This is a genomic window from Oceanospirillum sp. (assembly GCF_048265165.1).
Lineage (GTDB): Bacteria > Pseudomonadota > Gammaproteobacteria > Pseudomonadales > Halomonadaceae > Oceanospirillum.
Map to the genome: position 1 here is coordinate 244,167 of NZ_JBLXCD010000004.1, position 25,759 is coordinate 269,925.

The following is a 25,759-nucleotide window of genomic DNA, read 5'->3' on the forward strand; positions in this document are numbered from 1 at the left end:
GCAAAGCGAAAATAAGATTGTTGGTAAAAAAACCAACCCTAAAATGATAAGACAGAAACGAGATAATGATTATGAAAATGACAGAACTCCACCATCTGCTGGAACAGCATCCAGCGACTGATATTCAAATTCAGTCTCACCATGAAGGTGTTTACTTCACAGTGGAGATCTCCCACAACGAAGAAACTCACCGCCTGCATGGACATAAAGATAAGCCTTTGGTTTTTCGTGATGAAGAATCAGCGCGCAATATGTTGCAACAAGTCGGAGTTGAGCGAGTTAAGTCACGCCGTATCCTCTCTCACTTTTCAGCCCTTGCTCAGCCAGAAGTAAGCCATGGGTGGCGCGCGCAGATTGCTTGAGGCTTCTTATTTCGAGGCTGTATCAAAATAAACCCCTCAGCTATTTTTTTTTATTCCTCAGGACACGTTATCATATCAGCACCGTATAAGAGCCTCAGATGCTGAGCAACTTTCTTAGGCTACGAACAGAGCTTACAGAAAGAGCAATAGAGCAGGGTTTATGTGTTGATACAGGGAATAACGATGTCCGATGCTATCTTGGCTGCGAAAGCGCCTTCAGCTGCCACTGAGTCTTCTGCAGGCAGTGATTCAAACCTTCCACAGGGTGTACTTCTGGTTAATTTGGGTACACCTGATGCTCCTACTTCTGCGGCCGTTAAGCGTTACCTCGCTGAGTTCTTACACGACCATCGTGTTGTCGATCTGACGCGCTGGTTATGGTGCCCTATCCTGCATGGTGTCATTCTTCAGGTGCGCCCCAAGCGAGTGGCTAAAGCTTATGCAGAGGTCTGGACCGATAGTGGCTCACCATTACTGGCGATCAGTCGTCAGCAGCAGCTCGCTGTTCAGAAAGAGCTTAACCATCGTGGTTTTGACATACCTGTTGAGTTGGCGATGACCTATGGTAACCCTTCCATGGCCACAGGTTTAGATTCCCTCGTTAGCCAAGGTGTTGAAGAGGTGATTGTATTGCCGCTCTACCCTCAGTATTCAGCGACAACGACTGGGGCTGTGTTTGATAAGCTTGCCAAGGTGATTGCTAAACGCCCTGAGTTCCCTGGTATCAGCTTTATCCGAGACTATTACCGCCGTGAAGGATACCTGGATGCTTTGGCGCAATCGGTGAGAGACCATTGGCAGGAGTATGGTAGGGGCGAACGCCTGCTGATCTCCTTCCACGGTATTCCAAAACGTTATGCTGATAATGGGGACCCTTATCCACAGCATTGTCATCATACTGCTGAGCAGCTGGCTGCAAGGCTTGGCCTGAAAGAGTCTGAGTGGCTGTGCAGCTTCCAGTCCCGTTTTGGCCGGGAGGAATGGCTTCAGCCTTATACTGATAAGACTCTGGAGCAGTGGGGGAAAGAGATTCGTCAGGTTGATGTAATCTGTCCGGCTTTTGCGGCGGATTGTCTGGAAACTCTGGAAGAGATTCAGGTGGAGAACCGGGATATTTTTTGTGCGGCTGGAGGGGAGTTGCTGAGTTATATTCCAGCGCTGAATGATAGACACGATCACATCGCTTTTTTAGCTGATCTTATTCAGCAGAAGATCACCGTGTAAAATTCTGTTGACGACTGAATATAGAGAAAGCTCCGTCGCCTATTGGGCATCGGAGCTTTTTTTTGAGGGCTTGCGTCACAGGCTTATAGTTTGCCTGGTGGGGGCTTAATCAGAACAGTCGGGAAATTAGTGCGGTAACAGCTGTCTCTACCCTTAATATGCGATCACCTAGATGTACAGGTTGCAGGCCAGCCTCTGCCAGTTTTTCCACTTCGTAAGGAATAAATCCTCCCTCAGGGCCTATTGCAAGGGTTGTTTCCTCAACTAGCCCCCTGGGGCAGGCGTCAGGGCTGCTAGGGTGAGCTACTAAACCACGGGTTCCGGTAACTATTTCCGGTAAACGGTCTTCGACAAAGGGCTTAAACTGAGTCTCCAGAAGCACCTCCGGTAGCACGGTATCTTTAGCCTGTTCAAGCCCCAGAATCAGGTTGTCGTGAATCTTCTCCGGGCTGACCTCCGGTGACATCCAGTAGCTCTTTTCTACCCGTTGACTGTGCAGAAGAATCAGACGTTTCACGCCCAGGGTGCTGATATGTTGCAGGGATCTGGCCAGCATACGGGGGCGGGGCAAAGCCAGTATCAGTGTCAGTGGTAAAGGGGCAGGCGGTTGCTGATCAAAAGTGGTTCTCAGAACAACGCCCTTTTCATCTGATTGCAAAACAACCCCTGATCCCATCAACTGGTTTATGCGCCCAATCTTCAGTTGATCGCCGATGTTCGCCCGGTGAACCTTTTGTATGTGTTGTGCTCTGTAATCATTCAGGAGAACTTTATCTTCACTGATAAAGTCTGACTCATATAGTAAGATTAAATTCATCATCATACCCTGCGTTAGAAGCAGGCATCATAATCTGCTTAACCGTCAATGCAAGCCTGTTTGCTGGTCTGCGGCTGTTAATACCGCTGATGCATTCCGGCCTGACTGACAGGCGAAAGTATCCAGAGATAATTATAAAAGAGAGAGCGTTATGGGTGAGTATCTACAGCAACTGGTTCAGGATGATAAGCCAGCTTTAGTTTATGTCATGGATCCGATGTGCAGCTGGTGCTGGGCATTTAAGCCTGTACTGGCTGAAATTCGTGCAGCCTTCCCACAACTGGGTTATTACACCCTTGCGGGGGGCCTGGCACCTGATAGTCACGAGCCTATGTCGGATTCTCAGAAAGAACAGATCTCTGGGATATGGCGAAAGATTGAATCAACAGTTGGCACCACGTTCAATCATGATTTCTGGCAGTGCTGTCAGCCTAGACGTTCGACCTATCCAGCCTGCAGAGCGCTTGTACTTGCCCGTCATGAGAAAAAAGAAGATGCAATGATTGCAGCCATTCAGCAGGCTTATTATCTTGAAGCAAAAAATCCTTCAGATACGGATACCCTGGTTACCTGTGCCCAGAAAATTGGTATGGATGCTAAAGCGTTTGAGGAAGCACTACTCAGTGAAAAGACGAATAAAGCACTGGACGAGGAGTTGGCGTTTAATCATCAGTTAGGTGTGCGTAGCTTTCCGACTTTGATTTTGAAGCAAGGGGGGCAGTGGTTAGAGATTGGTTTGGACTATAAAGATGCTGATGTGATGATCCAACAAATTCAGACCCGGTTGAGTCCGGCTTAAGCTTATGCGTCAAATCATCCGACCTAAGAGCGGGCTGTTTTCAGGCTGCTTACAGCTTGTTGTGTAGCTTTTCCTGGCTCCTTTTTTCAGAGGTCCTCAGCTGTTATTGAGTCACTTGGTAATAGCGAGGGGAGCTCTGAAATAAAATTCATCAGTATTAATCATTGACAGAGAATAGATCGAGTACTAAACGGTTACCCATTGGGTATCGCCTTATCAACCAGGAAAGCTAAATACAGCTATTTTTCCATAGCCTTATATTTTTTATTTTATAGGTGGTGATACGAGTTAAACTAAGGTATTAGAAAATTTAAATATTTCGAATATTTTATATCTTATAGGCTCATTTTTTTTGGCTAATTGTTGCAGTTTTCAGGGTCTATCTAGCGTTATCGGCCAACTTTTCCTTAATTTTGTTTTTATATTCTCTGCTAAACTGAGTGGTCATAGGGAGTATTATATTTTCATTATAACCGTAATATATTATTGTTTTTTTATTTAGTGATCTCATTTTTTATATTTTTCTTAGCTTTGCTATTTGATAATCATTAAAGGTATAATATAGGCATGATTGTATCTAAGGTTTTATTGTGTGTGTTTTTGTAATGTTTTACATGCTTTGTTTTTTCTGACGAGGTTGGCAAGATGTATCCACAGAGGTGTTTATTTCGTGAGAAACTACTCAAGGCGGTTGGACAACTTTTACTACTTTTACTACTTTTGATACTACCTTTAGCCACCTTTGCTCATGGTTCTGCTAATGCCCATATCACGCTAACAGAGTCAGAACGTCAATGGCTGCAACAAAGGGGTAATTTGATCACTGTGGGTATTGCTTTTGTCCCTCCCCATACGTTGACTCAGGATGGAAATGGCGATTATCACGGAGTTGCGATGGACTTTCTGTCGTTGCTTGAAAAGAAGTTACCGTTAGATTTCAAAACTCAGTTTTACCCCTCTTATAGTGATTTATTAAGAGGAGCTGAGGCAGGGGAAGTGGATATCGTTTTTGCTGCTTCCTCAACGCCAGAGCGGCAAAAGTACCTGTTATTCACTTCACCTTATACTTTCTTGTCCAATAAAATTTTCGTAAGAAAAACCAGTCAGAGCTATAAAACACTGGATGACTTATCCGGTAAGTCCGTTGCGGTTATTCAGGGAACTGCTGTTGCCGAACATCTGCGTATTTTTAAGCCGAATATTAAACTTTTGGAATTAAAAAACTCCCGTGATCTGATGCTGGCGCTATCATCGGGCGACGTCGATGCTGCAATCTCAGTGGTGGCCAGTGCTTGGTGGCATATAAAACGCGAAGGCATCAGTAATCTGGACGTTAGTGGTGATACAAACTTCAGTTATGCCGTACGTTTTGGAGTGCGTAAAGAACTACCGTTTCTGGTCGATGTCCTGGAAAAAGGCCTTTATAGCATCAGTAGTAATGAACGAGACGATATTCATCGTCGCTGGCTACACCCGGAGCTTTCTGGTGTTATCAATAAAGATTTGGTGTATCGCTACGGAAGTATTATTTTTGCGTTTTTAATTATTGCTCTGCTGTTATTCGGTTCTTTCTCTATCCGGCGTTTGCGCCGTGAGGTGGCTCAGAGGCAGGATGTTGAGGCAGCCCTGAGAATAAGTGAAGAGAGGTTCGAATTGGCGATACGAGGTACCAATGATGGTATCTGGGACTGGAATACCGCAACTGATGCACTTTATTTAGCTCCTCGTTTTCTTGAAATTCTGGGATACAGGGCCCCTGACGATGGCTTAGAGTGGCATGGCACAGAAACCTGGCTGGAACGTATTCATCCAAAAGACCGGCAGAAGGTCCGCTCCGCCGTGCGGGAACATGTTAAAAACCATGAATTACTGGATATTCGTTATCGTGTGCGTGGGCAGCAGGAGAACTGGTTGTGGGTCAGGATGCGTGGTCAGGCACAGTGGAACCCGGCAGGTCGCGCAATTCGTCTTTGTGGCTCTATCACGGATATCACTGAAAGCAAGCGTTCCGAGGATGAAGTGCGACGCCTGGCTTATTTCGATCAGTTGACGGGTGTTGCCAATCGTGAGCGGTTCAAACTTATCCTGCAAAGGGCTGTGCATAAGCTGAACACTCAGGGAGAGCCATTTGCCGTTATGCTCGTCGATCTGGATCGCTTTAAGCAGGTTAATGATTCACTAGGGCACCGGGTAGGAGATATGCTTCTTTGCCGTGTTGCAGAGTTGATTAAAGCTGCTTTGCCTCCTTCAGGCTTTCTTGGTCGCTTGGATGGCGATGAGTTTGCTGTCTTGCTGGATACTCCTGCTAGTAATATTGAAGTCATAGGTTGGGCCGAACATCTTCAGAAAGAGCTAATTCAGCCAATGGTATTGGATGGCCATGACCTCAGAATCTCTGCCAGCATGGGGATCTCTTACTGGACTGAGGGAACCGCAACGATTGAGCAGGCGATGGAGTATGCAGATATCGCTTTATCAGAAGTAAAGCGTGAGCAGCAGGGTAGCTACCGCTTTCATGAAAACCGTATGAGTCAGCGTATTTATGAAAACACCTTGCTGGCTAAAGATCTTGAGAAGGCTCCGTATAATGGTGAGCTTTTTCTGGTATTCCAGCCGCAGGTTGCATTGCAACGACAGGCTGTGATTGGTTGCGAAGCTTTGCTTCGCTGGCAGCACCCAGACCGTGGGGTAATTCCTCCGGCAGTCTTTATTCCTCTTGCAGAAGAACGAGGCCTGATTCATCAGGTCGGACGTTGGGTTTTATATGAATCCTGTCGCCAGGCAAGAAGCTGGTTAGACCAGGGCGTCAGTTTTGGTGGTATTGGCGTTAATATTTCTTCTTTGCAGCTATTGGCGCAGGGTTTTTTTGAACAGGTTAAAGATGCTTTGGAGCTGCATCAGCTTCCGGGGAGTTTACTGGAGCTTGAGATTACAGAAACCGTATTGGTCCAGGATATTCGTCAGGCAGAACTAGTGATGAATCGACTTCGTGCTTTGGGTATTCGATTTTCTATTGATGACTTTGGTACTGGCTATTCATCATTGCTGTATCTGCAGCGGCTGCCAATCGGTCGGCTGAAGCTGGCTCAGGAGTTTGTGCGGGATACACTTCTTTCATCTGGCTCACAGGGGCAAAATGAAGCAGTTGTTGCTGCTGCTTTGCAGTTGGGCAAGAACCTTAACATACCTGTGATCGCTGAAGGGATTGAGACCTTTGCCCAGTTTGACTGGTTAAGGGAAAGAGGGTGTGATGAAGGCCAGGGTTACCTCTTTGCTAAGCCCATGATGGCTACAGATTTCAGTGCTTTTGTGCACGATGTGGAATCATTTGGTATTTTGCCGCAACCTGCTGACTCGGCTGGCACTGAGATTAAATCACATTAGCTTACAACGTCATCCTCAGGTATCAGAAGCAAGTATAGAGACCGCTGATGATTTGCAGTCCCTATAAGCTCGGTTGAGATCTTTGTTATTAAGTGGCCCGCTTAACGGTCGATGGCCTCGGCAATCGCCTGGCTCAGTCTTTCAAGATTGCCATCATTAATGCCGGCAATATTGATTCGGCCTGAATCGACTGCGTAGATGGCGTACTTGTCCTTCAGGTATTTTACTTCGTCTCTGCTCAGCCCCGAATATGAAAACATCCCTTTTTGCCCTGCGATAAAACTGAAGTCACGTTCCTCGGACAGAGCGCTCAGGTTTTTAACCAGCTCCGTACGCATGCGGTGAATACGGGTACGCATCTCTGATAACTCGGTCTCCCACTGCTGGCGCAAAGCCTGATCAGACAGGATGGTGGTCACAATGGCTGCTCCGTGGGCCGGAGGGTTTGAATAGTTCGCTCTAATGCAATTGCACGCCTGGGAGAAGACATTGTTGCAATGTTCAGCTTCGGCTGCGACTACGCTCAAGGCTCCGATACGTTCGTTATAAAGGCCAAAATTTTTCGAACAGGATGTGGTGATCAAAGCTTCGGGAGATTTTTCCAGAATCAGTTTTAAACCTTGTACATCTTCCTCTAAACCGTCGCCAAAGCCCTGGTATGCGCAATCAATTAACGGTAGCAGAGAGCGTTCAGCGACAAGGTCGCTGATCTGTTGCCATTGCTCCAGAGTCGGATCAATGCCTGTTGGGTTATGACAACTGGCGTGGAGCAGAATCACATCGCCGGATGGTATTTCATGGATTGCAGCCAGCATATTGTCAAAAGCCAGGGCGTTTTGCTGAGCGTCATAATACGGATAAGTACGTACTTCAATACCCGCACCGGCGAAGACGTGGAAATGGTTGGACCATGTGGGGTCGCTTACCCATATTTTTGCGTTTGGGTTCAGTGCATTGATCAGGTCGCCAGCTACCCGAAGAGCACCTGTGCCGCCAGGTGTTTGAGTAGTGGCAATGCGTTTTTCACGGATTAGAGTATGGTTGTCACCCAGCATCAGAGACTGCAGTAGTGGAGCTAACTCAGGGGCTCCTGCCGGGCCGATATAGCCCTTGCTCTGTTCGTTTTTCAGAATCAGTGCTTCTGCTTTTTTTACGACTGGGAGAATCGGTGTCAGGCCTGCATCATCCTTGTATACGCCAACGCCAAGATCAATTTTTGCAGGTGTGGGGTCTTTCTTGAATTCCATCATGAGTGCCAGCAAGGCATCACCGGGAATGGCTTTTACATTTTCGAACATGGAGGGCTCCAAAGAAGAAAGGATATAACAATATTTTTGTTTTGATCAATGAGCACAGGAGTGGCAGCTCAATATAACAGCTTGATACTAACGTCTTTTTCGATTGATTTTAGCTACCGGGTAATGCGGGTAAGCGGGTTAAACCCAGTAAGCCTGTAAACTATTTTATACGGCAAGAGTGAGGGTTTACGACAAGCTTGTTCAGACCATAATAACTGTATGGAAAAAGTTACGGGTCAGATGTCAGGGCGGATAAATTATTGGTTAAGTGTGAAGCCCAATGACTTTTGTTAGTCCACTGGGCCCTGGGTGGCATTTTTAGCACACATTGCATGACTTATTGGTGTATGCCTGTACCGACTTCAAGCTCATCAAGCCAGTCGAGGAAGCGCTGAACATCGCGCCCTTTGAATATAGCTCCATGCTGAGGTGCCATATATTCAATATCAAGCTGGCGTACACGGCGAACCCAATCCTTCTTTGCCCGATTAGATGGCATCCAACGCTGGTGAAACAGGCGCATTTTCTCGACATGAGCATCAAAGTCTTCCACAAACAGTGGAGCACCGTCAGGCAGAAGTGCGGCACCAATATCACCGCTCATCAGAATTTTTGCCTGAGGGTCATACACGCTGAAATTACCGGAGGAATGCATGTAGTGCGCGGGAACAAACTGCAGCTCAATATCATCCAGCCGGATGCTTTTACCTTCGTCCGGTAATGGATTGTAGCGAATGCTGTTGCAGCCAAAATGACGCAGGAAGCCTTCCCAAAGCCAGGGTGCGTAAAGCTCGGCGTGGGGGAGTGTTTTATCCCATAGCCCCAGAGAAGAGATGATATCCGGGTCCTGATGAGAGGCAAATAAATGCGTGATTTGGTTAACCGGAACATGGTGAACAACGGCCGCGAGCATAGCAGAAAATAATTCAATACCACCCGGGTCGAGCATTATGGCGTGGTTAGCCGTCTTGATCATATATTGGTTTGTATCAATGATTTTACTCGGACGCTCTTCATCCCGCCCAAAAACCAACCACTCATGGCTACGTCCTTCGTGAAGCTTTACAACTTTCATATTTGAACCCGTTTTACTTTAATTGCTTCCCAAAAGAAGGGCCGCGTAAAAATGTGAGTGATTTGTTGCCTCAGCGTTCCAGAGAGCGTCGGCATTTGGTTGCTATATGCTTAATTCGATTGGCGGCTTTTTCCAGTTTAACAACAATACCTTCAAGGCTTGCCTGGTAGCTATCGGCTGCAGTGGCAGCTTCAAGCCGGGAGGTTGCCGTGACAACGTTTGCCGCCAGCATACGGGACTCAATCTCATCAAGCAGCTCGAACAGCTTTCTCATATGGCGCTTTAACTGAACGGCTTGCTGGTGGTGCCGGTTGGACGCTTCTCTCGCCATCGGATCCAAGGTTTCCACATAAAGCGCTGTTGAAGCTTTTTGTTGGGCTTTGGCAAAACGGATATTAGCATCAGAGCTGTGTAGCTCGTTCAGGGAGGTTCTGGATAAAACCAGTGCCTCCCGATTGATTTCCTTGACCAGCCAAATGGTGTCGTTTGCTAATTCAACCATGAAATCAGTGATAGGCTTAAAAGTACGGACATTGTCACCAGCCCTAGCAACTAATGCTTTTGCATTCATCGCTTCCAGAGAAATGTTCTTTGCTTCGGTGAGAACTTCGCTCAACTCTGCTGCAACGGTGGCGGCATTGATAAAAAAGTGCGCACTGTTCTTACTTCTGGATCGCATCGCAAACACCATGGACAGACTAATGGGTAAATGAGGACTTAAAACTAGCTCAATTATGGTGAGCCTGCCAAGAGATGACAACCACTTGCTACAGCAATGAGCATGAAAAAAGTGTGTGAATATAAGGAGGGCAAGTAGAGAAACACTTATCGGACTTCTCATTGAAACGGTGGGTTTTGATCGATTTTTCAGCAAAAAGTAGTGTTTTTTTGGATTAAAAGCACAATAAAGCGGTTTTTATTGCGAGATGAAAGTATTATTCTTTGTCAGGGTCTGACGCTTTATAGATCTGAAGCTCAGAAAAATAATAAATACGCCCACGGCATAAATAATATGACCAAAGGGTAGGCAACCACAAGTTGCTTTAAAATTAGGTGCTGTTATGTCGAAGCAGTCATTTGCATTAAATAGTCGATTACTGCGCCCGGTAATCATCGCTATTATCTTTCTTGCAGGTATACAGACCCTGCTGACTATTTTTCTGACTACCTCTGGTGGTAAAAACCTTATCTCGGATATTCGCAGTCGTCTGAGTGTTGAAAATGGCAAAGTTTCTAATGAGCTCCAGGCTGCGAGTGAAGGCGTGCAGGCTCAGATCTCCCGTATGACGCAAAGTGTCTCCGATGACCTTTCTGCAAAGTTGCAGCTGCAACTGGAGCAGGAAAAGCAGTCGACAGTCGCTTTACTTGAATCTTCGCTTATGGAGACATCCCGGAATATGGCGGTATTGCTGGCCGCTGTTTCACCTCAGGCGATCTGGGATCGTGATACACCGCAGTTAACGCAATACGTGAAAATGGCACATGAAAGTGAGCATGTGGTTTTTGCCGGTTTTTATGACGGCTATGGTGAACGTCTGACTCGCTACCTGAATCGAAAAAGTGATCTGGTTAAAGAGCTGATGAAGACCGGTGATGGCGATAATACGCTGAGTCGGGTTGTGGATGCGGCAAAAAAACATGAGCGCTTGATTGTAATTGAGCAGCCGATCAATCCGAATGGTGCGGTGATAGGTCACTTGGTTATCGGTGTCAGCCGTGATGCGGTGATTCATGGAACCGAAAAGATGGAGTCAGGCTTCAATACCCTGATTGATCAGAGCATTTCCTCAGTAAAAGCGAGTATTGGTAGCGGCGGCGTCCAATCTGTCGCTGAGCTTCTGAAACGCTTAGATAGTATTCAAAGAAATAATGATTTAGCCCGGGAGAGTATTGGCAAAAGCATTGAGAGCTCTTCTGATGAGTTGGTGACTCATATGACCTTGGTGTCAGTGATCAGTGCACTCGTACTTGTGGTTGTACTGGTGATTGTGCTTTCTGTTCGCTTATTACGCCGGGTTAATGTGCTGACCGATGCCCTGGAGGATCTTTCCGCCGGGGAAGGAGACCTTACCCGCAGGATTAAGGTATCCGGTAATGATGAAATTACTGAGATGGCCGATAAAGTGAATCACTTTGTGGGAGCGATACAGAGCATCATCAATGATGTACAGCAGTTATCCCGTCATACCACTGATGTCGTTTCGACGATGCATAAAGGCACGCTACAGGCTTCTGAGGCAACCGAAAGACAGCAGGGAGCCGCTTCTGATGCATCATCGTCTGTGGCGTATATTGCCCAGAGTGTATCTGAGGAGAGTGAAAGTGTTGCAGAAACACTTAAAAACGTTGATAGAATTCGTGAGGAAACGACTCAGAGCTCAGTGATTTCGCGGCAGGTTCGCCATGATATTGAAGTTTTGGTAACCGATGTTGAGAATACTGCGGAAGTAATTAACCGTTTGGCGACTCAAAGCGATCAGATTGGTGATGTGCTGGATATGATTAAGTCTATTGCAGAACAAACCAACCTTTTGGCGTTAAACGCCGCTATTGAAGCAGCCCGGGCAGGAGAGACCGGCCGCGGCTTTGCAGTTGTTGCTGATGAGGTTCGCATGCTGGCCAGTAAGACTCAGCAATCAACAGAGGATATTGAGCAGCAGATCAGTGAACTTCAATCCGGTACTCAGAAAGCTGTGCAGGCGATCAATAATGCCAGTGAAATTGCCCGGAACAGTATTGAAGGGATGCGTCAGTCTGATGAGCGCCTGGCAACAGTCAGTACCTCTGTGGATAACTTGCATCGCATGTTTGAAGAAATCACGGATATGACATCGGATCAGTCATCTCGTGCTCAGAGCATGACGCGTGCACTGGAACAGATTGTAGCTGAAGCTAAGATGACTTTTGAGGTTGTTGACCACGCCGCAGCAACCAGTAGAGAGTTGGAGTCTCTAGTGAACGAGCTGGACCAGAAGGTAGAGCGTTTCAAAGTTTAGCGTTGGTTTTATCTGGAAATAGCATTATAAATGCCGCTACGTTCTCTTATTGGACGCAGCGGCTTTTTTTATCTTTAATCTGAAGTTTGTTAAATTCTAGCTAGAGCTTAGAGTAACTCAACCGCCACCGCCGTTGCTTCGCCGCCGCCAATACAGAGCGAAGCGATGCCACGTTTTTTGCCTTCCTGTTGCAAGGCGTGCATCAGAGTAACCAGAATACGGGAGCCGGTGGAGCCAATCGGGTGGCCTTGAGCGCAGGCTCCACCATAGATATTCACCTTTTCTTCCGGGATGTTAAGGCCGTCAATCGCCAACATGGTGACGATGGCAAAGGCTTCGTTGATCTCAAACAGATCTACATCCTCAATCGACCAGCCCGCCTTATCCAGAACCTTCTCAATGGAGCCGATGGGCGCTAGGGTAAATTCTGATGGTTGCATCGAGTGAGTGGCATGGGCAACAAAACGCGCCATAGGCTTCAGGCCGCGCTTTTTAGCTTCGGACTCACGCATGAGTACCAGAGCAGATGCACCATCTGAGATTGAGCTGGAGTTAGCCGCTGTTACCGTACCGTCCTTCGTAAATGCAGGTCGCAGAGAAGGAATTTTATCGATATTGGCGTTATGGGGTTGCTCATCATCGGCAATGACGGTTTCGCCTTTACGGCTGGTGACGGTGACGGGAGCTGTTTCAGCTTTCAGCTTGCCGTTATCAATTGCAGCCATCGCTTTTTTAAGGGATGCAATGGCAAAGTTATCCATCGCTTCACGGGTGTAGTCTCGATCATCGGCGATCTCCTGAGCAAATACGCCCATCAGTTTGCCGGTGCGGGCATCTTCTAAGCCATCAAGGAACATATGGTCTTTGACCTCACCATGACCGAGGCGCATACCGCTACGGGCCTTTGTCATCAGGTAAGGCGCATTACTCATGCTTTCCATACCACCGGCAACCATAATGTCATTGCTGCCCGCTTTAATCAGGTCATGTGCCAGCATAGCGGCTTTCATACCAGAACCGCACAGCTTATTGACGGTGGTTGCACCAGTGGAAACAGGGATACCAGCACCCATCATGGCCTGACGGGCAGGCCCCTGCCCAAGACTTGCCGGAAGAACACAGCCCATAATCACTTCCTGAATGTCTTCAGGCTTAAGGCTGGCGCGATCAATCGCATCGGCAATAGCAACACTGCCAAGTTGAGGTGCTGTCAGAGAGCTCAGGCTACCCATCATGCCACCCATCGGGGTACGAGCCCCGGAAACGATTACCACTGCATCTTCTTTCATGCTTGAACCTCTTTTTGTTATTGAACCTGAGACAGGTGCGCATTGCTCTGTGATTTTATCACCCTAATATTTGACCGCTTTAGGGGGATTGTGGTTAATTTGGTAGCCATTAACCAAAAACCAAGCAAGCGCTAGATTTGAAATGACTCTAACTAATAATTCAAAACGACGCAAGGAACTGGTAGCCATCGCCGCTCGACTGTTCTGTGAGCAGGGCTATGAAAGAACAACGGTGCGTATGTTGGCTGATGCCATGGGCATTAAGTCCGGCAGTCTTTTTCATCACTTTAACGACAAACAGGAAATATTGTGTGCGGTTATACAGGATGGCATGGAAAGCGCCATGACCATTGCGGATCAGGCGCTGGAAGGGCTTACTCAGCCGAAAGAGCGTTTTAAAGCGCTGGCCAGAGCGCATCTTAGCACCTTGCTGAATGACAGAAATGCCCATGTTGTTGCTCTGTATGAATGGCGCAGCCTGACAGGGGAATCTCTAAGTGTATTGATTGATATGCGTGATCGTTATGAGCAGTTGTGGCAACAGGTTATAGATGATTGTGTCGCGGCAGGTCTGATCAACGGTGATCAGCCGCTGATTCGCCGTTTTGCCCTGGGAGCCTTAAACTGGACGGTTCAGTGGTACGACGCTGATGGTGAGAAAACACCAGATGATCTTGCTCAGGCTTTAGGCGAGCTGATTGGTCTGGGATAAGGCTTTGCATGAGGGAGTGAAACGGCCTGTTTTTGTTTGCAGATCAGAGTCTTGTCAGTGTTTATAAGGTGCTGCATAAAAACAGGGAACGGCTTTTAATCCACCACTTAACAGAAAAATGCATTTTAAGGGCTTGCGCGACAGCTTCAGGATCGCTAAATTGTTATAAAACCGAGCGCTTGCTAGTTAATAGTTAAGCGCTTTTTTTGAAGTGTTTGGCTTACGTTTACGTAAACTGTGATGGTGTCATTTTTTTCAAAAGAAATGATATCTGTAAATAAAAAAAACCGGTTGCCCGCCACGAATAAAAATAATCAGGCATTGGATATTCGGAGATCCGTCATGACAGCTAACAAAGATCAAAAAATAAACCCTATGACAACTTCTGCTGCTGAGAAGCAGCATTTTGCCGCCTTTATGGCTGATTTTTCTATGGATCAAATTGAGGCTCAGTTTACTGGGAGTCTCAAAGAGGGATTTAATGCTTGCATAGAGTGCTGCGATAAACAGGTTCTGGCAGGACGTGGCGATGAGGTTGGCCTTTTCTGTGAAGCGGCTGATGGTTCCAGTTCGACCCATACCTGGGCTGAGCTGCAGGCTAAGTCAGCTCAGTTTGCAAACTTTCTGGCCTCTCAGGGTGTAAAAGCAGGGGACCGTATCTCCTGTATGCTTCCTCGCACTGTGGACCTTTTGGTTGTGGTGCTCGGTACATGGCGTATCGGTGCAGTTTATCAACCGCTATTTACCGCCTTTGGCTATGAGGCGATTGAATATCGTATCACCCAGTGTGATGCAAAAGTCGTCGTCACTGATGCGGCTAATCGCCATAAGTTTGACCAGGTAAAAGGTCTGCCAACTGTTGTTCAGGTTTGCGGAAGTGATGCAGAAGCTAAGACTAAAGGTGATCTGCATTTTGCTACGATAATGGCAGCGCAAAGCAATCAGTTTGAGCCTGTTGTTCTGAATGCTGATCAACCCTTCTTGCAGATGTTCACCTCCGGTACTGTCGGCAAATCGAAAGGCGTTGCGGTGCCGTTAAAAGCGCTGCTGGGCTTCTATATTTATATGAAGTACGCCATCGGTTTAGAGCAAGATGATAAGTACTGGAATGTGGCTGATCCGGGTTGGGCTTATGGCTTGTACTACGCGATTACTGGCCCATTATGTTCGGGGGTTGCCACCCACTTTAATGAGGCAGGTTTTACCACCGAAAACACCTACGAGATGCTGGAAAAATACCAGATTACGAACCTTGCGGCGGCACCGACTGCTTACCGGATGATGATGGCAAGTGATGCTCATAATGAGATGAAACCTAAGCTGTTACTACGCCGTGCCAGCTCTGCCGGTGAGCCGCTAAGCCCAGAGGTTGTTAACTGGGTGAGCGATGTTCTGGGTTGTCCGGTTATGGATCACTATGGCCAGACTGAGACCGGCATGACCTGCTGTAACCATCACGCGCTTGAACATAATATGCACATTGGTGCGATGGGCTACGCTCTGCCAGGTTACCGGGTAGTGGCTCTGGATGCTGACTACAATGAAGTCAGTGCCGGTGAAGAAGGGCAGTTTGCAGTGGATATGGAAAATTCACCGGCATTTTTCTTTCAGGGTTATACCTGGCAGGAAAAGAAACCCTTCCATGGAAAATACTATCTGACCGGCGACATGGTATTTGAGAACCGTGATGGTTGTTTCCAGTTCAGTGGTCGAGATGATGACATTATTACCACTGCAGGCTATCGCGTCGGGCCAGCTGATGTCGAAGGTACAGTACTGGAGCATGAGGCTGTGGCAGAAAGTGCTGCGGTGGGTAAACCTGATGCTAAACGTGGCCATATCATCAAATCTTTTGTTGTGCTGCGCGATGGTTATGAGCCTTCGGCTGAACTGGTGCAGGATATCCAGAACCTGGTTCGTGAGCGTCTGTCGACCCATGCATTTCCGCGGGAAATCGAGTTTGTTGATGAGCTGCCTAAGACTCCAAGCGGCAAGATTCAGCGCTTTATCCTGCGTAAAAAAGCAGCAGATGAGGCAGCAACTGCATAGCTTATAGCTTTATGGCTCGTAACTTTTACGATTCATCGTTTTTTAGGTCGGGCTTTAGCCCGACACGTTATAGCGGCAAAGAAAAATTATTTTGGCTACCACGCAGAACGTGGTAGCCCATTAAGAGTCAACTCGCTCCCATGCTCGGCGTGGTAGCGCAAACGTGAGAGAAACTCCATGCAAATTTCAGGAAAAACCTTTCTGGTCACCGGCGCTGCTTCAGGCTTAGGTGAAGCAACTACCCGAAGCCTTGTCAAACAAGGTGCCAATGTTGTGCTGGCAGATATCAATAAGGCGGGTGTCGAGCTGGCAGCGGAGCTGGGTCAGGCCGCAAGCTTTATTGCTACCGATATTACCTCGGAAGAGGATGTACAAAATGCCGTTAATTTGGCCGTTGAGTCATATGGCGCTCTGCATGGCGTCGTACATTGTGCTGGTATTGTTGTTGTACAAAAACTATTGGATCGTGACCTGAATCCAGCTTCTCTTGAGCTGTTTGCTAAAGGTGTGAATATCAACTTAGTGGGTACGTTTAATGTGAACCGGCTGGCTGCTCAGGCTATGGCTAAAAACGAGCCTCTGGCGGATAACGAGCGCGGTATCATTATTAATACAGCCTCTATTGCTGCCTTTGATGGTCAGGTTGGCCAGGCTTCTTACTCCTCATCTAAAGCGGGTGTTGCTGGCATGGCATTGCCTTTAGCCCGTGAGCTCTCCCGTCATGGTATCCGGGTGATGACGCTGGCGCCGGGCGTATTTGAAACGCCGATGATGAGCGATATCCCCGACGAAGCCGTTGAAGCTTTAGGCAACTCAGTACCTTTCCCTAAACGCTTAGGCAAGCCTGCAGAGTTTGCCGCAATGGCCTGCCATATTATTGAAAACACCATGCTAAACGGTGAGGTGATCCGCTTGGATGGTGCCATTCGTATGGTTTAAACCATATTGAATATGCCGCTTAATTTGAAGAATTGAGGAAGACCGCGATGCAGATGGCATTAACCGAAGAGCAGCAGATGATTCAGGATATGGCGCGTAAATTCGCCGAAACAGAACTGGAGCCGGTGGCTGCAGAGCTGGATCAGACTGGCAATAGAGAGGCTCTGTTATCCAACCTGAAAAAGCTTTCAGAGCTGGGGTTTATGGGGCTGAATGTAAAAGCGGAATATGGTGGCTCTGAAGCAGGTGTGATTGCATTTAGTGTCGCCATGACAGAAATTGCCCGAGCTTGTGCTTCCACCGCTGTCACCATGTCGGTAACCAATATGGTGGCCGAAGTGATTCAGGAAGTAGGCAATGAAGAGCAGCGTCAGAAATATATCCCTAAAATCTGCAGCGGTGAATTTGCTGCCGGAAGCTTCTGTTTAAGCGAGGCGAATGCTGGTTCTGATCCTTCCGGTATGCGTGCCAGTGCAGTGAAAGATGGTGGTGACTGGATCATCAATGGTGCCAAGCAGTGGATCAGTAGCGCTGAGTATGCCGGTGTATTTGTCGTATGGGCGGTGACCGATAAAGATGCGCCTAAAGGTAAGGGCATCTCCTGCTTTTTGGTTGATGCTGATAATCCCGGTGTAAAGATCAGCAAAGCAGAAGATAAGATGGGGCAGAAGGCCTCTGCCACCAATGAGGTGCTGTTCGATAACTGTCGTGTGCCGGATTCTGCCATGATGGGTAAACTGAATGACGGCTTTCGTATTGCTGTTGCTGAGCTTGCTGGAGGGCGTATTGGTATCGGGTCGCTGGCGCTGGGTATCGGAAGTGCAGCCATGGATTATGCGGCTCGTTACACTAAAGAACGCGAGCAATTTGGCAAGCCTCTGGCAAGTTTCCAGGGCCTGCAATGGATGATGGCTGATCATTATACCGAATTAGAAGCCGCGCGTTTGTTGCTGATGAACGCGGCCTGGAAAAAGGAACAAGGGCTTTCTTTTGCCAAAGAAGCCTCAATGGCCAAACTCTACGCCACGGAAAAAGCCAACACTGCCTGTTACAGCGCTCTGCAGTTGATGGGGGGGAATGGCTACGTTAAAGAATACCCTCTGGAGCGATTCGCAAGGGATGCTCGTGTAACTTCAATTTATGAAGGTACCAGCGAGATTCAGCGCGTGATTATCGCAAGGGAGATTTTGAAGGAGCTAAATTGATTTTCTGATTCTCTTCAAAATATTACCTGTAAAAACCGCCTTCGGGCGGTTTTTTTGTGCCTGAAAAAAAGCGGCAATACTCTTCCTTTTTAAAAAATAAAATCTGTTTTTAAGTCTTTATTTTTTTATATGCAATTGTTTTTAAAGGATTTTTTTTATTTGGCATGATGTTTGTATCTATGTTTGGCAAAGAAAACAGGTAGGGCAAGCTATGACCGCAATCAGTTTTAAAAACGCTCTGGGTATTCATCCCGATGCACTTCGTGTTCGTACGGAGCGCTCTGAGATTCTGGCGAACAATATCGCAAACTCGGATACGCCGGGTTTTAAAGCGCGGGATCTGGATTTTAAAGGGATTCTGCGTGGTGAGTATGAGAGTCGGGATCGTATGGAGCTGAATCGTACTAATGCGCGTCATATTCCTGCTGAAGCCGTTGCTACAGAAAGCTCGCTGAAATATCGGATTCCGACTCAGCCTGCTGTTGATGGTAATACGGTAGAAACTGATATTGAGCAGGCACAATATGCCCGTAACTCTCTTGAATTTCAGTCAAGCTTTACCTTTTTGAACAGCAAGTTCAAAGGGTTAAGTAAAGCGCTGAGGAGTGAATAATTATGTCTTTAGGTAAGGTTTTTAATATCGCGGGTAGCGGAATGAGTGCTCAGACGCTTCGTCTGAATACCACTGCCAGTAATATGGCGAACGCGCAGAGTGTCAGCAGTAGTGTTGATGAGACTTACCGGGCCCGTAAGGCAGTTTTTGCTCCTATGCTGGAGAATTATAAGCAGGGCGAGTTGGGGAATCCGGTAACCAGTTTCGATCCCAGAGATAGCGCGGGTGAAGGTGTTTTAGTTCGCGGGATTGTGGAAAGTGATGCCCCGCTTCAGCGCCGTTTTGAGCCAGATCATCCGATGGCTAATGAAGAAGGTTATGTGTTCTACCCTAACGTTAATGTTGTGGAAGAGATGGCGGATATGCTGTCTGCCTCTCGCTCATTTCAAACCAATGTTGAAGTCATGAATACTGCAAAGACGATGATGCAGCGTGTTCTGACGTTAGGCCAGTAAGCGAGGTAGCGGATCATGGCGATAAATACGAATAGTGAATTTTGGGCAAATAACAGCATTGATGCTGTTAAACAGGCCGAAGCAGCAGCTAGCGCAGCTAAAAGTAATGAGATGGGTAAAGATGAGTTTATGAAACTCATGATTGCACAAATGAATAATCAGGACCCGCTGGAGCCTCAGGGTAATGCTGAATATATGGCTCAGCTATCTCAGCTTTCTATGGTTGAGGGTATTCAGAACCTGAACACCGTAACTGAAGGTTTCATCACTTCGCTACAGTCCTCTCAGGCACTGCAGGCTTCTGCTTTGGTGGGGCGAAAAGTTCAGATTCAATCGAATATCGGTAATTTGGTTGAAGGTGAGAATTTCACTGGAAGTGTTTTCCTGTCTTCTACAGCAAATAACCTTGATATGAAGATTGTGGATAATAATGGCCAGGTACTGAAGACGGTTGATACCAGCCAGTACCGTAATGAATCAGGTGTTTTTTCTGAAGGTCAGATTGATTTCGAATGGGATGGCGTCATGGATAATGGTGAGCCAGCCGAACCAGGTTTGTATCAGGTGATTTCAAGTGCTGAGATTAATGGTCAGGCACTGTCTCTTACAACCTATACCAACGCTAATGTGAACAGTGTCACTATCGCTAATGGCGGTGAAGTGTGGCTAAACCTTGCCGGTAAAGGTTCGATTGCATTAAGCGAAGTGAATGAATTTTTCTAAATTTAGAAAGTAAGGATTAAGGATTATGAGCACATTCAGTCTTGGTATTTCTGGCCTGTCAGCGGCTAAAAAACACCTGAATACCGTTGGTAATAACATTGCTAACGCCAGTACAGTTGGTTTTAAAAAATCCCGTGCAGAGTTTGCGGATGTTTACGCAACATCGGGTATGGGGTCCACATCAAACCAGACAGGGAATGGTGTGCAGGTTACTAATATCTCGCAGCAGTTTTCTCAGGGGGGGACGTCTTTTACCCAGAGAAGCCTTGATATGGCGATTGATGGTAACGGTTTCTTTGTTGTTGAGGCGGGTAACGGTGAGATCAACTACACCCGGGCAGGTATGTTTGGTGTAGATAAAAATGGTTATGTTGTAACCAATACGGATTACAAGCTTCAGGGATACCCTGCCAATGCCAATGGTGATGGTATTGCTGTCGGGGCTATTGACGATATCTTTATCCCGCAGGCGAATATCTCGCCGAATGCGACCTCTGAAATTGACGTTGCATTCAATCTGGACTCCCGTGCAGATGCGCCTACTAACTATATTTTTGACCCGAATGATTCAGATACCTATACCCATCTGTATCCGTCGGTCATTTATGACACCCTGGGTAACTCTCATACGATGACCCAGTACTTCGTCAAGCAGCCGCCTTATCTGCCTGAATACGGTGAGCCAACCCGTGCGATACAAACTCTTATCGGTGCGGCTCGTCATGGTGGTGCAGGTTCGGTTGCACCGGGTTCCTATAGCCCTCTTACCGATGAGACTGATGTTTTCCCAGGGGATGCTGATGGTACTATTGGCGCTCCTGATGATGTCGGTGATGGTACTCTGGATGCTGATATTGCGGCTATTCTGAATGGTGTCTCGGTCGATGTTCTTGCTGACCCGGAGTTTGCTACAGCTGCGCCTGCCGGTGCTACAGTTGCTGAGCGGACTGATTTGGCTGACCGTTTGAAAGCGATTAAGCAGGCTCTTTCAGATCTCGTGGATACCGAGGATGGGCGCACAAAAGAGTTCTATGAAGAGGCGTATAAAGCTCTTGATGACTACTTGCCAACAGTTCCTACGGAGGTCACTGGGACAGTCTTTACCGGTGCTTTGGAGGAGCTTGCCGGTGTGATTGGCGATGGGCAGAAAGCTTATGCGGGTATTGATACCGTTACCGGTGATTTAAGAATAGCCGTGATGACAACGCTTGTCGCTCCTGCTGACCCTTTAACTGCAGAGATTAATTCTACCAACGTGCCTGTTCCGGCGCTGGCATCTGATTATGAAGACCGATACAACGAGGTCGTTAGTGCGTTGGAGGCAGAGCGTGATAAGTATGTCGGAACAGAGGTTGCTGGTGTTTATCAGTTAGCTCTTAATGTACTGCAGGATATTGAGAAGGACTGGTCAGATCCTAATGCTGCGCAGGAGTCCATGATAAAAGTCATGGCAGGGCTGGAATCTGAGGCTGCAGATAACCGCTGGCATATGCACGTCACGGTAGACGGTGAAACAGTTACTGATGATAACGTGAATACGCCGGATTATTTCTCCTTTAATTTTACGGAGTTTGGGGATCTGGATGAGCCGTTGAAAACCATGGCGATCAAAGACTGGGAACCTAAAGATAGTCTGGGTATCTTTACTGGTGCTGATTCGCCTCAGGTCTTTGAGATTGATCTGACCGGGACTACCCAGTTTGCGGGCTCTTTTGGAGCAAACTCTCTTGCTCAGGATGGTTATGCGACAGGTGAATTGGCGGGGCTGGATATTGATGATGAAGGGATAATTATTGCCAGTTATACCAACAGCCAGACTAAGCTGGTGGGACAGGTTGCCTTGGCTAACTTCCGTAATCAGCAAGGCCTGACCCCTGTTGGCGGCACCATGTGGGCTGAGTCCACTAAATCCGGTGATCCGGTTGTTAATGCTCCGGGTGTAGGTATTGCCGGTAACATTACGTCTAAAGCTCTTGAAGATTCAAATGTTGATCTTTCAGAAGAGCTGGTTGAGATGATTATTGCTCAGCGTGATTACCAGGCAAATGCCAAGACTCTGCAAACAGCCGATACGTTGACGCAGACTATTATCAACCTGCGATAAGCAGCGTTTCATAACTTTATAAGCCTCTCTCCGGAGAGGCTTTTTTATTTTCTCTGTTTGATCTCATGAAAGTCACTTCTGGCATAGGGTTTGCATTTACTTAGGTAATTGTAAGCCCTTTGCCGTTTTTGGTGCCTCAAACAGAGTGCAGAGAAGAAAAAGCGGCAAAGGCTCACCCTATTGATGTTGTCCCATGACGCTTAGTCAAATGGATAATAATGAGGTAACTCACTATGGATAAAGCGCTTTATATTGCGATGACCGGTGCCAAACATAACATGATGGCACAAACGGCTCGGGCAAATAATCTGGCCAATGCTAATACAACGGGCTTTAAGGCTGATTTTGAACAGTCACGGGCTATGCCGGTATTTGGTGAGCATTTTCCAACCCGTGTTTATGCTCTGACAGAGCGTCCCGCTACAGATATGCAAAGCGGTGCTTTTATTCAGACTGACCGTGCTCTGGATATTGCTATTCAGGGGGATGGCTGGATTGCGGTGCAGTCTAATATCGGCGATGAAGCTTATACACGATCAGGTGAGATGGTTGTTGACCCAAATGGGATTCTGCGCACCGGAAAAGGTCTTCCGGTAATGGGTGAAGGTGGTCCGGTTGTGATTCCCCCTGCGTCTCATATTGAGATTGGTGTGGATGGGGTTATCTCTGTTCAGGCTCAGGGAGCCGAAGCGAATGAGCTGGTTCAGGTGGATCGTATTAAGTTGGTTAATCCGGATAAACAACAGATGGAAAAAGGCTTGGATGGCCTGATGCGTTTGCGCTCAGGTGAGCCAGCTGAAGCTGATGCCTTTGTGACAGTAGAATCCGGCTTCCTTGAATCAAGTAATGTCAATGCGGCTCAGGAGCTGATTAGTATTCTTTCATTAACGCGTCAGTACGAGATGCAGACCAAAATGATGAAGACCGTTGATGAAAACTCGGCTGCGGCCGCTTCTGTTATGCGCATGAGCTAACTAAAACCGAATTGAGGACAAGACAATGCATGCAGCTTTATGGGTAAGTAAAACAGGTTTAAGTGCACAGGATACTCAACTGCGTACCATTTCTAATAACCTGGCGAATGTGAGTACGGTTGGTTTCAAGAAAGAACGGGCGATCTTTCAAGATCTTCTGTATCAGCAAGTGCGTCAGCCGGGCGCTCAATCCTCTTTGAATACTCAGCTGCCATCCGGGCTGCAGCTGGGTACTGGTGTGCGGACTGTTGCTACGCAGAAAATGCATACAGCCAGCAGCCTGCAGGTCACTGAAGCACCTCTTGATATGGCTTTGGATGGCAGGGGTTTTTTCCAGATCCAGATGCCTGATGGTACGCTGAGCTATACCCGTAATGGCCAGTTTCAGGTGAATGCTGAGGGGCAGATGGTAACGGCTACCGGCTTTCTTCTGGAGCCTGTGATAGAGATTCCTGAAGATACTCAGTCGGTCAGTATCAGTCAGGATGGTATCGTTTCTGTAAAACTGCCAGGGCAGCCTGAAGAGGATGAAGTTGGCCAGATTACTATTGCTGATTTCGTTAACCCGACCGGTTTGCAGTCTATAGGCGGCAACCTGTTCAAAGAAACGGCAGCATCCGGGGCTCCAATTGTTGGTGTGCCGAATGAGGATGGTTTGGCTTCAACAGAGCAAGGCATGCTTGAAAACTCAAATGTTAATGCTGTTGAAGAGCTGGTTAATATGATTTCGACCCAGCGTGCTTATGAGATGAACTCAAAAGTAGTATCTGCCGCAGATGGCATGCTGCGTAACCTGACTCAAACCTTATAATTTTTAAGGTTTAGCTCAGTTGATAGTTAAGGTCGATAGTAGAGAGTTGAGGGTGGTGTTTAATATGAAACGTGTTGCAGGACTTGTATTGGCCTTGGTTTTGGCAGGTTGTCAGTCCAAAGAAGGGATGGTGAAGCCTGACGATCCCTTTTACGCTCCTGTTCAGCCAAGCCATATTGCGCCACCTCCGGCAGCGAATGGCTCGCTTTATCAGCAGAATTACAGCATGACACTGTACGGAGACCGCAAGGCTTATCGTGTGGGTGATGTCATTACTATTTTGCTGACAGAGACGACCAGCTCCAATAAGTCGACAAATTCATCACTGTCAAAGTCAACCGATGTTGAGCTGGTGAATCCAACGATTCTCGGTCAGCAGCCCCTGAATCTGGCGACAAATATTGAAAACGACACCTCTTTTTCCGGAAAGGGTTCTACAGGGCAGAGTAATAGCCTTGAAGGTAGTATCACCGTGACGGTACATCAGATCTACCCAAATGGACTGATGCTGGTAAAGGGTGAGAAGTGGTTGAATCTGACCAATGGCTCCGAAGTTATTCGTGTAAGCGGCTTGCTGCGGCCGGAAGATGTATCTCCTGAGAATACAGCGATGTCAACAAAGATGGCAGATGCGCGTTTAACCTATAGTGGTACCGGTGACCTGGCGGACTCAACGCGTCAGGGGTGGTTGACCCGATTCTTTAATAGCAGCTGGTGGCCTTTCTAGGAGCTTGTGTCCATGCGTATTTTACTTTCTATTGCTTTTGTACTGATGGCCTCTCTTGCCCATGCTGACCGTCTGAAAGATATCACGAATGTTGATGGGGTTAGAACAAATCAGTTGATTGGTTATGGTCTGATTGTTGGTTTGAGTGGGACAGGTGATAAAGCACCGTTCACTAACCAGACCTTTGCCAACATGATGAGTCAGTTCGGCATCACATTGCCGGCTGGTGTTGACCCTAAGTCAGAAAACATTGCCGCTGTTACCATTCATGCAGAATTGCCTCCTTTTACCAAGCCGGGTCAACGTATTGATGTGACGGTAAGCTCCATTGGTAATGCCGATAGCTTGCGCGGCGGTACACTGTTAATGACCCCCCTTAAGGGTGCGGATGGTAATACCTATGCTGTGGCTCAGGGTAGCCTTGTGGTTGGCGGCTTAGGTGCAGAAGGTGCTGATGGCTCACGAATTCAGGTTAATGTACCCAGCGTAGGACGGATTCCTAATGGGGCCACTGTGGAGCGGGCTGTTGTTCATAACTTTTACGGTGGCGACAGCATTACGTTTAACCTGCATCGTCCGGATTTTACAACAGCGAAACGTGTTGCTGAACGAGTGAATGATCTATTGGGTGACAATGTTGCTCAGGCCTATGATGCAGTTTCTATTCGTGTTCGTGCGCCTCGTGACCCTTCTCAGCGAGTGAGCTATCTCTCTGTTCTGGAGAACCTTGAAGTTCAGCCTGGCGAAGCAGCGGCCAAAATTATTATTAACTCCCGCACCGGTACCATTGTCATTGGTCAAAATGTACGGGTAGCTCCTGCGGCGGTTACCCATGGTAGTCTGACGGTTACCATTCAGGAAGCGCCGGAAGTTGTGCAGCCAAACCCGCTTGCCGATGGAGAAACGGCGGTTCAGGAAAGTACTGCCATTGATATTCGTCAGGATGATTCGACGATGTTTAAATTTGCCCCAGGTGTAACTCTTGATGAGATTGTTCGGGCGGTAAATCAGGTTGGCGCTGCCCCCGGTGATCTGATGGCAATACTTGAAGCTTTAAAGCAGGCCGGTGCTCTGAAAGCTGATCTGGTTGTTATTTAAAGTCTTTTGTTTTTGTGGCATATACTTTGCTCTAACTGTTATTGGGTATAAAACCGGCAAAGTACTTTGCTGGTTGAGCCGGTGTGGAGGTTGAAGAGTAACCTT

General features: G+C 47.4%; 22 protein-coding genes. 17 read left to right on the plus strand and 5 right to left on the minus strand.

Going from position 1 to position 25,759, the window contains the following annotated elements:
- Window positions 1-77: 77 nt before the first annotated feature.
- Together ACN0R8_RS10680 and hemH are read left to right on the plus strand one after the other, a co-directional pair.
- Window positions 78-362 (plus strand): DUF6482 family protein, encoded by a 285-nt coding sequence (locus tag ACN0R8_RS10680; protein WP_417597223.1) that lies wholly within the window; start codon window positions 78-80, stop codon window positions 360-362.
- Between the two features lie 183 nt (window positions 363-545).
- On the plus strand, window positions 546-1,586 hold the full coding sequence (hemH, locus tag ACN0R8_RS10685) for a ferrochelatase (RefSeq protein ID WP_417597225.1): 1,041 nt from the start codon (window positions 546-548) through the stop codon (window positions 1,584-1,586).
- 109 nt (window positions 1,587-1,695) lie between these two features.
- Here hemH and ACN0R8_RS10690 read toward each other — a convergent pair whose 3' ends face one another.
- The gene (locus ACN0R8_RS10690) at window positions 1,696-2,403 is read right to left on the minus strand and encodes a 16S rRNA (uracil(1498)-N(3))-methyltransferase (RefSeq protein ID WP_417597227.1); all 708 of its coding nucleotides are present in this window, start codon (window positions 2,401-2,403) and stop codon (window positions 1,696-1,698) included.
- Window positions 2,404-2,554: 151 nt separating this feature from the next.
- Between ACN0R8_RS10690 and ACN0R8_RS10695 the strand changes: the two genes are divergently transcribed.
- The gene (locus tag ACN0R8_RS10695) at window positions 2,555-3,202 is read left to right on the plus strand and encodes a DsbA family protein (protein WP_417597229.1); all 648 of its coding nucleotides are present in this window, start codon (window positions 2,555-2,557) and stop codon (window positions 3,200-3,202) included.
- 645 nt (window positions 3,203-3,847) lie between these two features.
- Complete coding sequence (locus ACN0R8_RS10700; protein WP_417597231.1) at window positions 3,848-6,586, plus strand: EAL domain-containing protein; 2,739 nt, start codon at window positions 3,848-3,850, stop codon at window positions 6,584-6,586.
- Between the two features lie 101 nt (window positions 6,587-6,687).
- On the opposite strand, the gene ACN0R8_RS10705 is transcribed toward ACN0R8_RS10700, so the two are convergent.
- From ACN0R8_RS10705 to ACN0R8_RS10715, 3 genes are all read right to left on the minus strand, one after another.
- Window positions 6,688-7,884 carry an aromatic amino acid transaminase gene (locus tag ACN0R8_RS10705; protein ID WP_417597233.1) on the minus strand — a complete coding sequence of 399 codons (1,197 nt, stop codon included), beginning with the start codon at window positions 7,882-7,884 and terminating at the stop codon, window positions 6,688-6,690.
- 337 nt (window positions 7,885-8,221) lie between these two features.
- Window positions 8,222-8,959: an MBL fold metallo-hydrolase gene (locus ACN0R8_RS10710; RefSeq protein WP_417597235.1), complete on the minus strand. Its 738-nt coding sequence runs from the start codon at window positions 8,957-8,959 to the stop codon at window positions 8,222-8,224.
- Window positions 8,960-9,029: 70 nt separating this feature from the next.
- Window positions 9,030-9,638, minus strand: a complete 609-nt coding sequence (locus ACN0R8_RS10715; protein ID WP_417597237.1) for a hypothetical protein — start codon at window positions 9,636-9,638, stop codon at window positions 9,030-9,032.
- 382 nt (window positions 9,639-10,020) lie between these two features.
- Here ACN0R8_RS10715 and ACN0R8_RS10720 point away from each other — a divergent pair, with 382 nt between their 5' ends.
- Window positions 10,021-11,955 (plus strand): methyl-accepting chemotaxis protein, encoded by a 1,935-nt coding sequence (locus ACN0R8_RS10720; RefSeq protein WP_417597239.1) that lies wholly within the window; start codon window positions 10,021-10,023, stop codon window positions 11,953-11,955.
- Between the two features lie 107 nt (window positions 11,956-12,062).
- Here ACN0R8_RS10720 and ACN0R8_RS10725 read toward each other — a convergent pair whose 3' ends face one another.
- Window positions 12,063-13,244: an acetyl-CoA C-acyltransferase gene (locus tag ACN0R8_RS10725; protein WP_417597241.1), complete on the minus strand. Its 1,182-nt coding sequence runs from the start codon at window positions 13,242-13,244 to the stop codon at window positions 12,063-12,065.
- Between the two features lie 142 nt (window positions 13,245-13,386).
- On the opposite strand from ACN0R8_RS10725, the gene ACN0R8_RS10730 reads away from it, so the two are divergent.
- The 12 genes from ACN0R8_RS10730 (at window position 13,387) to ACN0R8_RS10785 (ending at window position 25,654) form a co-directional block, all read left to right on the plus strand.
- The gene (locus ACN0R8_RS10730) at window positions 13,387-13,956 is read left to right on the plus strand and encodes a TetR/AcrR family transcriptional regulator (RefSeq protein ID WP_417597243.1); all 570 of its coding nucleotides are present in this window, start codon (window positions 13,387-13,389) and stop codon (window positions 13,954-13,956) included.
- Between the two features lie 342 nt (window positions 13,957-14,298).
- The gene (locus ACN0R8_RS10735) at window positions 14,299-16,005 is read left to right on the plus strand and encodes an AMP-binding protein (RefSeq protein WP_417597245.1); all 1,707 of its coding nucleotides are present in this window, start codon (window positions 14,299-14,301) and stop codon (window positions 16,003-16,005) included.
- A gap of 177 nt (window positions 16,006-16,182) precedes the next feature.
- Complete coding sequence (locus tag ACN0R8_RS10740) at window positions 16,183-16,944, plus strand: 3-hydroxyacyl-CoA dehydrogenase (protein WP_417597247.1); 762 nt, start codon at window positions 16,183-16,185, stop codon at window positions 16,942-16,944.
- Between the two features lie 47 nt (window positions 16,945-16,991).
- A complete protein-coding gene (locus tag ACN0R8_RS10745; RefSeq protein ID WP_417597249.1) occupies window positions 16,992-18,149 on the plus strand; it encodes an acyl-CoA dehydrogenase family protein in 1,158 nt (385 codons plus the stop codon).
- A gap of 211 nt (window positions 18,150-18,360) precedes the next feature.
- Window positions 18,361-18,762 carry a flagellar basal body rod protein FlgB gene (gene flgB, locus ACN0R8_RS10750; protein ID WP_417597251.1) on the plus strand — a complete coding sequence of 134 codons (402 nt, stop codon included), beginning with the start codon at window positions 18,361-18,363 and terminating at the stop codon, window positions 18,760-18,762.
- A gap of 2 nt (window positions 18,763-18,764) precedes the next feature.
- Window positions 18,765-19,217 (plus strand): flagellar basal body rod protein FlgC, encoded by a 453-nt coding sequence (flgC, locus tag ACN0R8_RS10755; RefSeq protein ID WP_077243044.1) that lies wholly within the window; start codon window positions 18,765-18,767, stop codon window positions 19,215-19,217.
- Window positions 19,218-19,232: 15 nt separating this feature from the next.
- Window positions 19,233-19,940: a flagellar hook assembly protein FlgD gene (locus tag ACN0R8_RS10760; protein ID WP_417597253.1), complete on the plus strand. Its 708-nt coding sequence runs from the start codon at window positions 19,233-19,235 to the stop codon at window positions 19,938-19,940.
- Between the two features lie 25 nt (window positions 19,941-19,965).
- Window positions 19,966-22,044: a flagellar hook-basal body complex protein gene (locus ACN0R8_RS10765; protein ID WP_417597255.1), complete on the plus strand. Its 2,079-nt coding sequence runs from the start codon at window positions 19,966-19,968 to the stop codon at window positions 22,042-22,044.
- 233 nt (window positions 22,045-22,277) lie between these two features.
- Window positions 22,278-23,018, plus strand: coding sequence for a flagellar basal body rod protein FlgF (locus ACN0R8_RS10770; protein WP_417597257.1), 741 nt, complete (start codon window positions 22,278-22,280; stop codon window positions 23,016-23,018).
- A gap of 25 nt (window positions 23,019-23,043) precedes the next feature.
- Window positions 23,044-23,829 carry a flagellar basal-body rod protein FlgG gene (flgG, locus tag ACN0R8_RS10775; protein ID WP_417597259.1) on the plus strand — a complete coding sequence of 262 codons (786 nt, stop codon included), beginning with the start codon at window positions 23,044-23,046 and terminating at the stop codon, window positions 23,827-23,829.
- A gap of 64 nt (window positions 23,830-23,893) precedes the next feature.
- Complete coding sequence (flgH, locus tag ACN0R8_RS10780) at window positions 23,894-24,556, plus strand: flagellar basal body L-ring protein FlgH (RefSeq protein WP_417597260.1); 663 nt, start codon at window positions 23,894-23,896, stop codon at window positions 24,554-24,556.
- A 12-nt stretch (window positions 24,557-24,568) separates the two neighbouring features.
- Window positions 24,569-25,654 carry a flagellar basal body P-ring protein FlgI gene (locus tag ACN0R8_RS10785; protein WP_417597262.1) on the plus strand — a complete coding sequence of 362 codons (1,086 nt, stop codon included), beginning with the start codon at window positions 24,569-24,571 and terminating at the stop codon, window positions 25,652-25,654.
- Window positions 25,655-25,759: the final 105 nt, after the last annotated feature.

Coding starts and splice junctions, on each gene's coding strand:
- ACN0R8_RS10680 (WP_417597223.1), top strand. CDS start 78: ATGACAGAACTCCACCATCTGCTGGAACAGCATCCAGCGACTGATATT.
- hemH (WP_417597225.1), top strand. CDS start 546: ATGTCCGATGCTATCTTGGCTGCGAAAGCGCCTTCAGCTGCCACTGAG.
- ACN0R8_RS10690 (WP_417597227.1), bottom strand. CDS start 2,403: ATGAATTTAATCTTACTATATGAGTCAGACTTTATCAGTGAAGATAAA.
- ACN0R8_RS10695 (WP_417597229.1), top strand. CDS start 2,555: ATGGGTGAGTATCTACAGCAACTGGTTCAGGATGATAAGCCAGCTTTA.
- ACN0R8_RS10700 (WP_417597231.1), top strand. CDS start 3,848: ATGTATCCACAGAGGTGTTTATTTCGTGAGAAACTACTCAAGGCGGTT.
- ACN0R8_RS10705 (WP_417597233.1), bottom strand. CDS start 7,884: ATGTTCGAAAATGTAAAAGCCATTCCCGGTGATGCCTTGCTGGCACTC.
- ACN0R8_RS10710 (WP_417597235.1), bottom strand. CDS start 8,959: ATGAAAGTTGTAAAGCTTCACGAAGGACGTAGCCATGAGTGGTTGGTT.
- ACN0R8_RS10715 (WP_417597237.1), bottom strand. CDS start 9,638: ATGCGATCCAGAAGTAAGAACAGTGCGCACTTTTTTATCAATGCCGCC.
- ACN0R8_RS10720 (WP_417597239.1), top strand. CDS start 10,021: ATGTCGAAGCAGTCATTTGCATTAAATAGTCGATTACTGCGCCCGGTA.
- ACN0R8_RS10725 (WP_417597241.1), bottom strand. CDS start 13,244: ATGAAAGAAGATGCAGTGGTAATCGTTTCCGGGGCTCGTACCCCGATG.
- ACN0R8_RS10730 (WP_417597243.1), top strand. CDS start 13,387: ATGACTCTAACTAATAATTCAAAACGACGCAAGGAACTGGTAGCCATC.
- ACN0R8_RS10735 (WP_417597245.1), top strand. CDS start 14,299: ATGACAGCTAACAAAGATCAAAAAATAAACCCTATGACAACTTCTGCT.
- ACN0R8_RS10740 (WP_417597247.1), top strand. CDS start 16,183: ATGCAAATTTCAGGAAAAACCTTTCTGGTCACCGGCGCTGCTTCAGGC.
- ACN0R8_RS10745 (WP_417597249.1), top strand. CDS start 16,992: ATGCAGATGGCATTAACCGAAGAGCAGCAGATGATTCAGGATATGGCG.
- flgB (WP_417597251.1), top strand. CDS start 18,361: ATGACCGCAATCAGTTTTAAAAACGCTCTGGGTATTCATCCCGATGCA.
- flgC (WP_077243044.1), top strand. CDS start 18,765: ATGTCTTTAGGTAAGGTTTTTAATATCGCGGGTAGCGGAATGAGTGCT.
- ACN0R8_RS10760 (WP_417597253.1), top strand. CDS start 19,233: ATGGCGATAAATACGAATAGTGAATTTTGGGCAAATAACAGCATTGAT.
- ACN0R8_RS10765 (WP_417597255.1), top strand. CDS start 19,966: ATGAGCACATTCAGTCTTGGTATTTCTGGCCTGTCAGCGGCTAAAAAA.
- ACN0R8_RS10770 (WP_417597257.1), top strand. CDS start 22,278: ATGGATAAAGCGCTTTATATTGCGATGACCGGTGCCAAACATAACATG.
- flgG (WP_417597259.1), top strand. CDS start 23,044: ATGCATGCAGCTTTATGGGTAAGTAAAACAGGTTTAAGTGCACAGGAT.
- flgH (WP_417597260.1), top strand. CDS start 23,894: ATGAAACGTGTTGCAGGACTTGTATTGGCCTTGGTTTTGGCAGGTTGT.
- ACN0R8_RS10785 (WP_417597262.1), top strand. CDS start 24,569: ATGCGTATTTTACTTTCTATTGCTTTTGTACTGATGGCCTCTCTTGCC.